This window comes from Paenibacillus sp. 10L310, assembly GCF_056395745.1.
The window spans coordinates 208,007-222,317 of sequence record NZ_JBFTKC010000006.1; the positions used below are offsets into that span (position 1 = coordinate 208,007).

At 47.2% G+C, this 14,311-nt stretch carries 13 protein-coding genes and 1 other annotated feature; all 13 genes read left to right on the plus strand.

Going from position 1 to position 14,311, the window contains the following annotated elements; all coding sequences use genetic code 11:
- The first annotated feature begins 1 nt into the window (after position 1).
- The 13 genes from ftsA to ileS all read left to right on the plus strand — a co-directional run bounded on the left by ftsA (position 2) and on the right by ileS (position 14,203).
- Positions 2-1,288 carry a cell division protein FtsA gene (gene ftsA, locus AC1DE7_RS16290; protein ID WP_127545343.1) on the plus strand — a complete coding sequence of 429 codons (1,287 nt, stop codon included), beginning with the start codon at positions 2-4 and terminating at the stop codon, positions 1,286-1,288.
- A 150-nt stretch (positions 1,289-1,438) separates the two neighbouring features.
- On the plus strand, positions 1,439-2,554 hold the full coding sequence (gene ftsZ / locus AC1DE7_RS16295) for a cell division protein FtsZ (RefSeq protein WP_017687306.1): 1,116 nt from the start codon (positions 1,439-1,441) through the stop codon (positions 2,552-2,554).
- Between the two features lie 261 nt (positions 2,555-2,815).
- A complete protein-coding gene (spoIIGA, locus tag AC1DE7_RS16300) occupies positions 2,816-3,796 on the plus strand; it encodes a sigma-E processing peptidase SpoIIGA (RefSeq protein ID WP_036614861.1) in 981 nt (326 codons plus the stop codon).
- Between the two features lie 11 nt (positions 3,797-3,807).
- Entirely contained in the window at positions 3,808-4,530 is a 723-nt protein-coding gene (sigE, locus tag AC1DE7_RS16305; RefSeq protein WP_017687308.1) for an RNA polymerase sporulation sigma factor SigE, read from the plus strand.
- Between the two features lie 111 nt (positions 4,531-4,641).
- Positions 4,642-5,424, plus strand: coding sequence for an RNA polymerase sporulation sigma factor SigG (gene sigG, locus AC1DE7_RS16310; protein ID WP_017687309.1), 783 nt, complete (start codon positions 4,642-4,644; stop codon positions 5,422-5,424).
- A gap of 174 nt (positions 5,425-5,598) precedes the next feature.
- Positions 5,599-5,991, plus strand: a complete 393-nt coding sequence (locus AC1DE7_RS16315; protein ID WP_017687310.1) for a YlmC/YmxH family sporulation protein — start codon at positions 5,599-5,601, stop codon at positions 5,989-5,991.
- Between the two features lie 51 nt (positions 5,992-6,042).
- Positions 6,043-6,942: a peptidoglycan editing factor PgeF gene (gene pgeF / locus AC1DE7_RS16320; RefSeq protein ID WP_477534799.1), complete on the plus strand. Its 900-nt coding sequence runs from the start codon at positions 6,043-6,045 to the stop codon at positions 6,940-6,942.
- 6 nt (positions 6,943-6,948) lie between these two features.
- Complete coding sequence (locus AC1DE7_RS16325; RefSeq protein WP_477534800.1) at positions 6,949-7,650, plus strand: YggS family pyridoxal phosphate-dependent enzyme; 702 nt, start codon at positions 6,949-6,951, stop codon at positions 7,648-7,650.
- Positions 7,641-8,108, plus strand: a complete 468-nt coding sequence (locus AC1DE7_RS16330; protein ID WP_017687313.1) for a cell division protein SepF — start codon at positions 7,641-7,643, stop codon at positions 8,106-8,108. Before AC1DE7_RS16325 ends, AC1DE7_RS16330 begins: the two co-directional genes overlap by 10 nt.
- A gap of 7 nt (positions 8,109-8,115) precedes the next feature.
- Positions 8,116-8,385, plus strand: coding sequence for a YggT family protein (locus AC1DE7_RS16335; protein ID WP_017687314.1), 270 nt, complete (start codon positions 8,116-8,118; stop codon positions 8,383-8,385).
- 239 nt (positions 8,386-8,624) lie between these two features.
- Positions 8,625-9,407 (plus strand): YlmH family RNA-binding protein, encoded by a 783-nt coding sequence (locus AC1DE7_RS16340; protein ID WP_477534801.1) that lies wholly within the window; start codon positions 8,625-8,627, stop codon positions 9,405-9,407.
- 240 nt (positions 9,408-9,647) lie between these two features.
- Positions 9,648-10,157, plus strand: coding sequence for a DivIVA domain-containing protein (locus AC1DE7_RS16345; protein ID WP_017687316.1), 510 nt, complete (start codon positions 9,648-9,650; stop codon positions 10,155-10,157).
- 57 nt (positions 10,158-10,214) lie between these two features.
- Positions 10,215-10,507: a binding site (T-box leader), on the plus strand.
- A gap of 597 nt (positions 10,508-11,104) precedes the next feature.
- Positions 11,105-14,203, plus strand: a complete 3,099-nt coding sequence (gene ileS / locus AC1DE7_RS16350; RefSeq protein WP_282320765.1) for an isoleucine--tRNA ligase — start codon at positions 11,105-11,107, stop codon at positions 14,201-14,203.
- Positions 14,204-14,311 lie beyond the last annotated feature (108 nt).

Below are 14,311 nucleotides of genomic sequence, written 5' to 3' on the forward strand. Positions count from 1 at the left end.
CTTGAGCAACAATGACATCATTGTTAGTTTGGACATCGGTACATCCAAAATTCGCGCTATTATTGGGGAAATGAATAATGGAACCTTTAATATTATAGGAGTTGGATCTGCCGACTCGGAGGGAATTCGCAAAGGTGTAATCGTAGATATCGATCAGACGGTGCAGTCGATTCGCAACGCAGTGGATCATGCAGAACGTATGGTAGGTATTCAAATATCCGAAGTGTATGTTGGAATCTCGGGAAATCATATCGGACTGATGAGCAGTCACGGCGTCGTGGCTGTGTCTAACGAGGATCGTGAAATCGGAGAAGAAGACATGGAACGGGTGTTGAAAGCAGCCGAAGTCATTGCAGTTCCGCCGGAACGGGAAATTATTGATGTTGTCGCCAAGCAATATGTTGTGGATGGCTTGGAGGGCATACAGGACCCCCGTGGTATGATTGGTGTTCGTCTGGAAGTTGAAGCAACGATCATAACGGGTGCAAAAACCGCGATACATAATCTTTTGCGCTGCGTGGAAAAAGCGGGTCTGAAAGTAAGCGATCTGGTTCTCATGTCGCTTGGAGCGGGTCAACTGGCTTTGTCCAAAGATGAAAAAACGATGGGTTCAGTGCTTGTTGATATTGGAGCAGGTGCAACAACCATCGCCATTTTTGAAGAAGACAGTCTTGTTGCAACATCAACGTTGCCTATAGGTGGGGAATTCGTAACAAATGATATCGCCTATGGCTTACGCACGTTAACGGATCAGGCAGAGAAAGTGAAACTGAAATATGGTTGCGCCTGGTTGGATGATGCTGCTGCGGATGTGATGTTCAAAGTCACCCGAATTGGCAGTAATGTAGACAAGGAGTTTTCACAGGAGGATCTGGCAGCAATTATTGAACCTAGGGTTCAAGAAATATTCCAGATGATATCCCAAGAAGTGAAGCGTCTTGGTTACAACGAGCTTCCTGGAGGTTATATACTAACGGGAGGTACGGTCTCTATGCCGGGGGTTCTGCAGGTCGCTCAGCATGAGCTTGCTGCTTCGGTACGAGTTGCAGTTCCGGATTATATTGGTGTGCGTGACCCCGGGTTTACAAGCGGAGTCGGCATATTGCACAGTGTAATTCGCAGTTTGCGCATTCGTCCCTCGATCAATAACGGCGGTGGAAATAACAACAACAACAATAATAACAACAAGAAACCGACCAACCGTCCGAAGCCAAATTCGGCACAGGAATCGGAGCAAAAACCCGGTCTGTTCGAGCGGCTGAAGAATATGTTCAGCGAATTTATATAACAGGTTGGATCCATTTCATACATTCTTGAAGCCGTCTGAATGCGCCGGTACTAAAATAAACGCTTTCGTTCGTCGATATATGAAATTGATTCGGTTCAAATCAAAAATTGGACGGGCCATCCATGCACATTGAGGGGGAGATGGAATAATATGTTGGAATTTGATTTCGAGATGGAGAGCTTGGCTCAAATTAAAGTCATCGGTGTAGGCGGCGGCGGAAGCAATGCAGTCAACCGTATGATTGAAAATGGTGTACAAGGTGTTGAATTTATTACGGTGAATACGGATGCTCAGGCGTTACACCTGGCGAAATCCGAGCATAAATTGCAAATCGGTGATAAATTGACTCGTGGTCTTGGTGCTGGTGCCAACCCGGATGTAGGTAAAAAAGCAGCGGAAGAGTCCCGCGATCTGATCATGAACACGTTGAAAGGTGCAGACATGGTATTTGTTACAGCCGGTATGGGCGGTGGTACAGGTACAGGTGCGGCTCCGGTTATTGCCGAAATCGCTAAAGAGTGTGGTGCACTTACCGTTGGTGTTGTAACTCGTCCATTTACATTTGAAGGACGCAAGCGTTCCAGCCATGCAGAGCAAGGTATTGAAGCTCTCAAGGAAAAAGTCGACACACTGATCGTGATTCCTAATGATCGTTTGCTCGAAATCGTAGACAAAAAGACTCCTATGCTTGAAGCATTCCGTCAAGCGGATAACGTACTTCGTCAAGCTGTACAAGGTATCTCTGATTTGATCGCTGTACCGGGTCTGATCAACCTTGACTTTGCTGACGTCAAAACGATTATGCACGAACGTGGTTCAGCTCTTATGGGAATTGGTGAATCAACTGGTGAGAATCGTGCCGCAGAAGCAGCACGGAAAGCCATTATGAGTCCTTTGCTGGAAACTTCTATTGAAGGTGCTCGCGGCGTAATCATGAATATTACGGGTGGCGTTAATCTGTCTCTGTATGAAGTGAACGAAGCGGCAGAGATCGTAACTTCTGCTTCCGACCCGGAAGTGAATATGATCTTTGGTGCCATCATTGACGAAGACCTGAAAGAGGAGATTAAGGTTACGGTTATCGCAACTGGTTTTGAAGATAAACCTGCTCCACCACCACCAGGACGTAAGCCAGCTCCAGCAACAGCGGAGACGACAGATACGCGTTCGCCGAACCTGCGTCCTTTCGGAAATCAGCCGAGCAATGATCAGCTGGACATTCCGACATTTTTACGCAATCGTTCACGCAATAATAACAACGATTAATACGCAAATCAATTTATTGGAAACCCGGTACTCCTTATGGAGCGACCGGGTTTTTTCTGTTTATTTAGATATCATAGCATACAGTAATGAACAAAATCTGAACAAAGGGCCTGAGCAATTCCGACAAAAAAAGTTGGAACCACACCCCCATGATTAGACAGACTTTGAACAGGGGGCTCCGTATACTTGTGAATATGCTCATGAATATCAGGATATCGGGTACCGGTATTTCGATATGTTGCGCGCAGGCAGGTGAAGACTTTGGTTGTTTATGTGGATCTGATTTTTTTGACAAACCTGTGTATTGACGGTGCACTCATCGGAATGACCGCCTGGATGCGCAAGACAAAGCTGGTTTGGTGGCGATGGTTGCTGTCAGCCATTGTGGGTGCATTATATGTGGTCATGATGTTTGTACCGGAGTTTGATTTTATGTTCACCTTTCTGATCAAGTTCGGGTTCTCGCTGGTCATGCTTACGATTGCTTTTGGTTTTAAAGGTCTGCAGGCTTTTGCGAGGACGCTCGGTACCTTCTATGTGATTAATTTTGTCGCTGCCGGAGGTATTCTGGGTGTGCATTACATGCTTCAGAGCTCCGGTGAGTTGTTTAACGGCATTTGGTTCACGGCTTCTGGCGGTATGTCATTTGATCTGAAAATTGCTTTCTGGTTCACGTTTATCGTATTTTTTTCTGTCCTGTTTTTATTCAAAGCTGTGCAGAGCTCAAAACGGAAAACGGATCGCATGACGACCTATTTGGGTAAAGTTGAGGTCTGCATCGATGAGGTAGTCATTTCTTGTACAGGCCTTCTGGATACGGGCAATCAACTTACAGATCCCTTATCGCGCATGCCGGTCATGGTGATGGAGGTTTCGTTATGGCAAGACATGTTACCCGCTTCATGGAAGGGTAGACTCAAGGATGAGGCGCCGGACAACCTTATTCTGGAGCTTGATCAGGAAAGTTTTCAGTGGCAGGATCGACTGCGGCTGGTGCCTTATCGGGGCATTAACAAAGGGACTGCGTTTATGCTGGCAATGAAGCCGGACCGGGTGAAGGTGACGATGGAGGAAACATGTTATGAGACGACAAGGGTACTTATTGGTCTGGATGGAGGTGTTTTGTCGTCGGATGGGAAATACCAGGCCGTGATTCATCCTGAACTTGTGCAAGACGCTGCTTCTGCGCAGTCTACGGCTCTCTCTGCGGGAGCAACAGAAAAGCCGCTGAATGTGGTATAGGAGGAACGTACATGCTTGTGAAATGGAAACTGGTGGCGCAGCTGCAATATTACCGTCTGTTATTTTTGTTGGGGCTCAAAAGTGAAGAGATCTATTATATTGGGGGAAGTGAGGCACTTCCGCCGCCTTTGACAAGGGAAGAGGAAGAATTTTTGCTGCAAAAATTATCCTCTGGAGACTCGGCCATTCGCGCGATGCTTATTGAGCGCAACCTGCGTCTGGTGGTGTACATTGCACGAAAATTTGAAAACACAGGAATCAATATTGAGGATTTGGTCTCCATTGGAGCGATCGGATTGATCAAGGCAGTTAATACATTTGACCCGGAAAAGAAAATCAAACTGGCAACCTATGCTTCACGTTGTATCGAAAATGAAATTTTAATGTACCTGAGACGTAATAGTAAGATCCGAACTGAAGTTTCTTTTGATGAACCGCTCAACATTGATTGGGATGGAAATGAACTATTATTATCCGATGTATTGGGTACAGAAAACGATACAATCTATCGGAATATTGAAGAGCAGGTAGACCGGAAACTTTTGCACAAGGCACTGGAAAAATTAACGGAGCGTGAGCGAATGATTATGGAGCTTCGTTTTGGCTTGACGGATGGGGAAGAAAAGACACAAAAAGATGTAGCCGATCTCCTCGGAATCTCCCAATCCTACATCTCTCGACTCGAAAAAAGAATCATTAAAAGACTCCGCAAGGAGTTCAATAAAATGGTCTGAAATACATCATTGGTCAGAATGGGTATTACTGGCAAGGGTGCCAAGTACGAATAAAAAAGCCTGCCCCGGAGATAATGTACATTAATGTTTCTCCTTGGGAGGTAAATCACGATGACCCGAAACAAAGTCGAGATTTGTGGCGTGGACACCGCAAAATTGCCTGTCCTCACCAACACTGAAATGAGGGAATTGTTTCATTCCCTTCAGCAACACCATGATCGCTCAGCAAGAGAGAAATTAGTGAATGGCAACCTGCGTCTGGTACTCAGTGTCATTCAGCGTTTTAACAATCGGGGGGAGTTTGTCGATGATCTGTTCCAGGTTGGTTGCATCGGCCTGATGAAAGCCATTGATAATTTTGATTTATCCCAGAATGTCAAATTTTCAACCTACGCGGTGCCGATGATTATCGGTGAAATCCGTCGATACCTGCGTGATAATAACCCAATTCGGGTATCTCGCTCCTTGAGGGACATTGCTTACAAAGCACTTCAGGTCCGTGACAGCCTGACGAATAAAAATTCCCGGGAACCGACGATATTTGAAATTGCGGAAGTACTGAATGTGCCGAAGGAAGATGTTGTTTTTGCATTGGACGCCATTCAGGACCCGGTCTCGCTCTTCGAACCGATTTATCATGATGGTGGAGATCCGATCTATGTTATGGATCAGATCAGCGATGACAGAAACAAAGATGTGTCATGGATCGAGGAAATTGCACTTCGTGAAGCGATGCATCGTCTTGGTCAGCGGGAAAAAATGATTCTGTCGATGCGGTTTTTCGAAGGGAAAACCCAGATGGAAGTGGCTGATGAAATTGGCATTTCCCAGGCTCAGGTATCACGTCTGGAGAAATCAGCGATACAGCAGATGCAAAAACATGTAAAGTCATAACACGATGCAAAGGCAGAAGGACGATCAATCGGGGCAGTGTATACCGTTGGTCGTCTTTTTGTTTTGGACCGTTTCCACATTCGATGAAAAACAGGACATTTTTCGCCCCTGAAACATATATTGTATAGAAGCGTGAAGAACGGGCAGAAGAGGAATAACAGGGGGCGGGAATGAATGAAAGTAAATACGAGCGAAGTAGCGGCACGAGGCATGAAAATCTCGGACTTTCAGACAAAGGATGTCATTAACATTACGGATGGTAAACGCCTCGGTCAGATCAGTGATTTGGAGCTGGATCTGAAGCAGGGACGAATTGAAGCGATTGTTGTGCCAGGGTACAGCCGTTTTATGGGTCTTTTTGGCGGGGGAACGGATCTGGTGATTCCCTGGAGAAACATTGTGAAGATTGGTTCAGATGTGATACTGGTGAAGATGGATGAGGTGAAGGAAAATACGTATGACGAGCGTGATCGCGAAGCGCGCCTGTATGATGAACAGCAGCATAACCGCACAGAGCGAGTGGAACGCATTGAACGGTCAGAACGTAATCAGCGTCGAACGATATAAATGAGACAGAATGTGGCTCATTTGGTACACTGGAAGTGGTGAGGTGAGATAATGGAACCCTTTGTATTGGATAAAGAATTACTTGAACGGACCAAGAACCCAAATTCAGATTTCGGTCCTGATCCGTTATTATTATATGTTGAGCCCTGGACACAGCAATTTGAACAGCTGTCAGTCGGGTTTACGACGAGACATGGTGGAGTTGGAAAAGTTCCGTATGCTACGCTTAATTGTGCTTATCATGTGGGGGATGATCCTGAAGTTGTACTTAACAACCGCAGGCTTGTAATCGAGAAGCTTGGTTTTGCAGCAGAAGCATGGACCTGTGGAGAGCAGGTGCATGGCAAACATGTGGCTGTAATTACCGCTGAAGATCGGAGCAGAGGATTACTTGATCGTGAATCTGCGTTGCAGGATACGGATGGATTGGTCACGAATGTGCCTGGTGTGCTGTTGACTTCTTTCTACGCAGACTGTGTTCCGCTTTATTTCTATGACCCTGTGCAGCAGGCGGTAGGTCTTGCTCATGCCGGCTGGAAAGGCACAGTCGCGGGTATCGCTGTATCCATGGTGGAGACGATGGAACGGGAGTATGGCAGCCGTAGGCAGGACATTCGAGTTGCAATCGGTCCGTCGATTGGGGATTGCTGTTATGAAGTGGATGAGGCGGTCATGCAGCATGTACGGGTTTGGTTTGATGATTCCCCGGTTAATGATAAATACGAGGATTCTGCTTCTAAACAAGCATATCGAGCCGTGAATAACGGTAAAACGATGTTAAACTTGAAAGAATGTAATCGACACATTATGATGAAAGCAGGAATAATGCCGGATCATATCGAATGTACAACATGGTGTACAAGTTGTCATCCCGAACTATTTTTCTCCTATCGGAAGGAAAATGGTGTTACAGGGCGGATGGCGAGCTGGATTGGGCTGGAAGAGAGGTGACCCTCTGTGTCATTGGAGGAGCGTATACAACAGGTAAATCAGAAGATCGAGGATGCATGTCGGCGCAGTAACCGTCATCGTGATGATGTGAATGTGATTGCGGTCACGAAATATGTCTCACTTGAAACAACGGGATCGGTGCTGGATCATGGTCTTGAGCATATTGGAGAAAATCGGTGGCAGGATGCACAGGCCAAATGGGAAGCTTTTGGTCAGCAGGGTACCTGGCATTTTATCGGTCATTTGCAGACAAACAAGGTGAAAGACGTGATTGGCAAGTTTCGTTACATCCATTCACTGGATCGTTTGTCATTGGCGAAGGAGTTGGATAAAAAAGCTGCTTCACTTGGCGTCCAAGTGGAAACGTTTTTGCAGGTGAATATTTCGGGTGAAGAGAGCAAGTATGGATTACAGCCTGAACAGGCAAGTTCTTTTTTGCGTGATATTCGTTCGTTCAACAATCTCAAGGTCGTTGGCCTGATGACTATGGCACCTCATGAGGAAGATCCGGAGCTGACGCGTCCCGTATTTCGTGGATTGCGTGAGCTGAGAGATCAATTAAATGGACAAGCCCTTACAGCAGAGCCATTGACTGAGCTGTCGATGGGGATGTCCAATGATTTTGAAGTGGCCATTGAAGAAGGTGCAACCTGGGTACGGCTAGGATCGATTCTCGTAGGAAAAGAGGAGGGTTCACGATGGGCGTAATGAATAAATTTATGAATTTCCTCGGACTTCAGGAAGAGGAAGAGATTGTGGAACGTGAACGAATGGCTGCGCAGGAGGAAAATGAATCTGAACATCAGGAAGCTGAAACCTCCAGTCTCGATAAACGTAGAAACCAAAGGGGGAATAATGTGGTGAGCATTCATTCCCAGAAAAATGTTAAAGTTGTCCTGTATGAACCGCGTTCTTATGACGAGGCTCAGGAAATTGCCGACCATCTGCGTTCGCATCGTACCGTTGTGGTGAACTTGCAACGAATTCGCCAGGACCAAGCGTTGCGCGTTATTGATTTTCTGAGTGGCACGGTATATGCATTGGGTGGCGGTATTTCCAAAATCGGCGGAAACATTTTTCTCTGTACGCCAGATACGGTTGAAATTCAGGGATCAATTACGGAAATACTGGCTGACAGCGAGCAAGATTATAACAGAATGAGGTGAGCCGTTTTTGGAGTCGTTAGTTAATATTTTGGGTTTTGCATATCAAATTTACTTTTACATGGTCATCGTCTACATATTGATGTCATGGCTTCCCAACGCACGGGAAAGCTTTATCGGTGAATGGCTGGGCAAATTAGTGGAACCATATCTAAGTCCGTTTCGCCGATTTATACCGCCTTTGTTCGGTGTGCTGGATATTTCCCCGATTGTGGCGCTGATCGTTCTGCAACTTGCGCTTAATGGGCTAATCTCCATACTCCGGTATTTTGCATATTAGAGGTTGTTCAAAAAGTCCGCTTTTGATTACGAAGGATGCCTAGTGGCATCGTCAGCATCGAATATGGAATTCAGCCGAAATAAGCGGGAGGCTTACGAAGTATGTTTCCTTCGGAAACATTGTAGTTGCTCACGTAGTTTTTTTCTACGCTCCGCTACTCCATTTCTAGCTTTATCCCATCTTCTCGGTACTGAAAACCGGTCTTTTTGAACACGGACTATTAGGGTAGGGTGACATAGATGAGCGGTGAAATTTACGAACATTTTAGCCATGATGAGCGGGATTTTGTAGATAAGGCTTCGGATTGGGTTGAGCAGGCGGGTAAGTATCATGACATGAAGCTAACTGACTTTCTTGATCCAAGACAGGTTTTTATATTACAGACTCTTGCCAATCGCCGTAACGACGTTCAGATTCGTCTGGATGGTGGTTACGAGGCTGCTGAACGCAAGCGTGCGCTGGTTGCACCTGATTATATGTATCTGGATGATGAGGATATGGGTATGCAGGTGCTCAGTATTACGTCTGATGATCAGAAAATCTCGGAGCTGGAGCATGGGGACTATATGGGTTCCCTGCTCGGGCTTGGGATGAAACGTGGAAAGATCGGGGATATCCAAGTGCTGGAGGACGGTTGCCATACAGTGGTGGCGGCGGAAACCGGCGCTTTTTTATCGCTTCAACTGAATCAGGTGCATCGGTTACATGTGTTCACAGAGTTACTTTCTTTGGATCAGATGCGATGGTCAGAGAGTAAACTGGAGACGATGGACATTACGGTCGCTTCGCTTCGTTTGGATGGAATCTGCGCAGATGTGTATCGGCTTAGTCGCAGTAAAGTGCTGGCTCCGATCAAAGCTGGTCGCTGCCGTGTGAACTGGAAAGTTGAGGAAGATCCCTCCAAGTCGCTAAAAGCGGGTGATGTCGTATCCATTCAGGGATTTGGCCGCTTCAAGGTTATGGAACAGGATGGGATGACCAAAAAAGGGCGTTGCCGAGTGAAAATCGGCAAATTTGCCTGAGTCTGTTGCAGGAAAATCCGCTTTCTTGTCGAAATGTTTATCATAAAGGTGTAGAAAATACGCGGTGTATCCGATAAACATTAAGTCAAAGCTTTACATGAACGTTGGAGGATGCAATTCTGATCCTGCATTCCGTATACGTTGCCAAGGTTAGGCATCAACGATACGGCCCCTTGGGTGGTACCCATATGCTGCAAACCTTCTCTGGACGGGAAGGAACTTTAACAGGAGGTGGACAGCATGCCATTAACGCCGCTGGACATACACAACAAGGAATTTTCCCGACGTTTGCGCGGGTATGACGAGGATGAAGTCAATGAATTCCTGGATCAAGTCATCAAAGATTACGAAGGCGTCATTCGCGAGAACAAAGAGCTGAGCAATCAGTTGCTGTCCGTTCAGGAGAAACTGGATCATTTTTCTACAATTGAAGAGACGCTTAGCAAAACGATTATCATTGCGCAGGAAGCTGCTGATGATGTGAAGGGTAATGCGAAGAAAGAAGCGCAGTTGATCGTGAAGGAAGCAGAGAAAAATGCAGACCGGATCGTGAACGAATCGTTGGGCAAATCTCGCAAAATTGCTTTGGAAGTGGAAGAACTGAAAAAGCAGGCCTCGATTTATCGTGCCCGTTTCCGCACGCTTGTTGAAGCGCAGCTTGAACTGTTGACTCAGGATGGTTGGGAAGTGCTGGAGAGCCGGGAGCAGGAAGTGCGTGACCGTGAGCGGGAGATGAAAGAAATTTATTAGTCTGTCGCCTGGTTGACTTTTGTCTGCAAAGAGGCTATAACTATATTCATAATGAATAGTGATTCCATGACGGGTTCAGTACGTTATGATCTCATCCCTCAGAGAGTTGGTGGTTGGTGCAAACCAATGGATGAGTTATAGCCGAATATCTCCCCGGAGAAGTGACGCTGAAGCGGTGATTATGATTGCCGTGTGTAAGCCGAACCGTAAGCCGTACGTTATAACGGCACCCTGCGGTAGTATAGCGGGGCATAAGCGCTGTTGATGACAGAGCATACCCAGGTTTGCCTGGATGTGGTTTGTGATGAACAGAATTAGGGTGGTAACGCGAGTATAGCCTCGTCCCTTTCCAGGGACGGGGCTTTTTTGTGTCCAAAAAAGGCGAACGTCCATGAGGCCCGAAGGGACCTCAAGGAGAGAGCCACCTGCCGGGGAAGCGAAGCACCCGGCACACGGGTTCGCTAAGGCGAACGTCCATGAGGCCCGAAAGGACCTCAGGGAGAGAGCCGCTCGCCGGGAAAGCAAAGCACCCGGCACACGGGTTTCGCTAAGGTGAGCGTCCATGAGGCCCGAAAGGACCTCAGGGAGAGAGCCCACCCGCCGGGGGAGCGAAGCACCCGGCACACGGGTTTCGCTAAGGCGAGCGTTCATGAGGCCCGAAGGGACCTCAGGGAGAGAGCCGCTCGCCGGGAAAGCAAAGCGCCCGGCAACACCCGCCTCGTGGTAAGGCCATGCGGCGTTCACGCAGGGAACAGCCGCAAAATGGCCGCCATCACGCACATTAACCCTCGCCCATAACCGCCACCGATCCGCCAACGACAACCCATCCCGGGTGTCCAGAGGGCGGAGCGCCTATGGGGTCCCCCTTGGCAAGGGGGATTTAGGGGGATTGAAACGCTTTTTGTGGACGGTCCACAATCCAACCAAAGAAAGGGAAGATAATCATCATGCAACGAGTTGACGTCAAAGAGAAGGCACGTGCCAGAGAATTACGCGTGTTAGATAAATGGAAAACGGAGAATACATTCAAAAGGTCCATCGAAAACCGGGAGGGCAAGCCAAACTTCGTATTTTATGAAGGGCCGCCTACAGCGAACGGAAAACCGCATATCGGTCACGTACTGGGACGGGTAATCAAGGATTTTGTTGGACGGTATAACACGATGAAAGGTTACCGTGTCGTTCGTAAAGCGGGTTGGGATACACATGGTCTGCCTGTAGAACTGGGTGTACAGAAAAAGCTTGGTATCTCCCACAAGTGGGAAATCGAAGATTACGGCGTGGAGAAATTCATTAACGAATGTAAAGCGAGCGTATTCGAATACGAGCAACAATGGCGTGATCTGACAGAAGGTATCGGATATTGGACGGATATGAATAACCCGTATATCACCCTTGATAACAACTACATCGAGAGTGTATGGAACATCCTGGCGACAATCCATGAGAAAGGCCTGTTGTATCGTGGTCACCGTGTGAGCCCGTATTGTCCTTCTTGTCAGACAACACTGAGTTCCCATGAAGTTGCACAAGGGTACAAAGACGTCAAAGATCTGAGTGCTACAGCGAAATTCAAACTGAATGACAGCGGAGAATTTGTACTGGCTTGGACGACAACACCTTGGACACTGCCTTCACACGTTGCACTTGCCGTGAATCCGGATATGGACTACTCCCGTGTTCGTCAAGGTGATGAAGTGTACATCATGGCAACCAATCTGGTTGAAAAAGTGATGAAAGATACCAAGGGTGAGTATGAGATCATCGGTGCACTGAAAGGTGCCAATCTGGTTGGCAAAACGTATGATCCTCCGTTCAACTACGTACAGGCTGAGAAAGCCAACATCATTCTGGGTGCAGGCTTTGTAACGGATGCAAGTGGTACGGGTATCGTACACATGGCTCCTGCCCATGGTGAAGATGACTACCGTGTATGCCGTGAGAATGGGATCAGCTTTGTGAACATGGTGGACTTGGAAGGCAAATTTGTCGCTGAGGTTACTGACTTTGCCGGACGTTTCGTGAAGGATTGTGATATTGATATCGTAAGATATCTGTCTGAGCATGGACGTTTGTTCAGCAAAGAAAAATATGAGCACAGCTATCCATTCTGCTGGCGTTGTGATACACCGCTTCTGTACTATGCGATGGACAGCTGGTTTATCCAAACAACAGCCATCAAGGACCAATTGATTGCCAACAACAGTGAAGTGGATTGGTACCCAGGTCACGTTCGTGAAGGTCGCTTCGGGAAATTCCTTGAGGATCTGGTGGATTGGAACATCAGCCGTGATCGTTATTGGGGAACTCCGCTGAACATCTGGGTGTGCGAGGAGACTGGCGAACAATTTGCACCACACAGCATTGCAGAATTGCGTGCTCGTGCGGTAGGTGATGTGCCTGAGAATCTTGAATTGCATAAACCATATGTGGATGACGTTAAAGTCATGAGCTCTTGTGGCAAATATGAAATGAAACGTACACCGGAAGTGATCGATGTCTGGTTCGACAGCGGCTCCATGCCGTTTGCCCAGCAACACTATCCATTTGAAAATAAAGAAGTATTCGAACAGCAGTATCCTGCGGATATGATCTGTGAAGGGATTGACCAGACACGTGGTTGGTTCTACAGCTTGTTGGCGGTTTCTACCCTTTTGACAGGCAAAGCGCCTTACAAAGCGGTTATGGCTACAGGACACGTTCTTGACGAGAACGGACAGAAGATGTCCAAATCCAAAGGTAACGTTATCGATCCTTGGGAAGTGATTGAAGAATACGGTACAGATGCATTCCGCTGGGCTTTGTTGTCTGACAGTGCACCGTGGAACAGCAAACGTTTCTCCAAAGGTATCGTAGGGGAAGCAAAATCCAAAATGGTGGATACGCTGGTTAACACCCATGCATTCCTGACGCTTTATGCTACCATTGATGGATTTGATCCACAGGAGCACCCGTTCCAACTGTCCGCACACAAGCTGGATCGCTGGATTCTGTCGAGACTGAACAGCCTGATCCTGGTTGTAGAAAAAGCATTGCTGGTTAACGATTATCTGAACTCCTCCAAAGCGATTGAAGCATTTGTTGATGAGTTGAGTAACTGGTACATCCGTCGTTCCCGTGACCGGTTCTGGGGAAGTGGGCTGACAGAGGATAAACTGGACGCTTACCGTACATTGACTGAGGTACTGGTGACTACCGCGAAGTTGGTTGCTCCGTTCACACCGATGCTGGCAGAAGACATCTATTTGAACCTTGCAACAGGTGAGAGTGTGCACATGGAAGACTATCCGGTAGCTAACGAAGCGCTGATTGATGCAGGACTGGAACAGGATATGGAGACGGCTCGCCGCGTGGTTGAACTTGCCCGTAACGTTCGTAACGAAACAGGCATCAAGACACGTCAGCCGCTGTCTGAATTGATCGTTTCCCTGGATAAAGGCTTTGACCTGACAAGTTATGAAGAGATCATCAAAGAAGAGATCAATGTAAAAGGAATCCGTACGGAGCATAATGATGCGGAATTCGTTGACTTTACATTGAAGCTGAACCTGAAAGTTGCAGGTAAGAAATACGGTAAAAACGTAGGGTTCCTGCAAAACTTCTTCAAGGGAATGTCAGCCGATGAGACGCGTAAAGTGGTTTCGGAAGGTGTACTGAACATCGTTTCACCGGAAGGCGAAGAGCTGCAAGTAACGAGCGAAGAATTATTGGTTGATAAACAGGCCAAATCAGGTTTTGCTTCAGCATCAGGTTACGGTCTGACGGTTGCGCTGAATACCGAAATCACGGTAGCCTTGGAACAGGAAGGTTGGGTCCGTGAAGTGGTTCGTGCTGTGCAGGATACCCGGAAACGTCTGGACCTGCCGATTGAGAAAAGAGTACGTTTGACACTGGATGTGGATGCATCCCTTCAGGAAGCTATTCAGGCGTTTGATGATGTGTTGCGTGAAAATGTTCTCGTAACCGAAGTTACATTTGGCTCGAATGAGTCCATGGAACGCGTTGAAGCCGGAGGCAAATCGATCGGTATTTACATCGAAGCGTAATTCGGAGCATGTCCCATTCAATTAGGACAGAATATAGAGTATAAACAAACGAGCCGCAGAGGCAGGGACATATTCCCTGGTTCTGGGCTCGTTTGTTTTTTAGGCAAT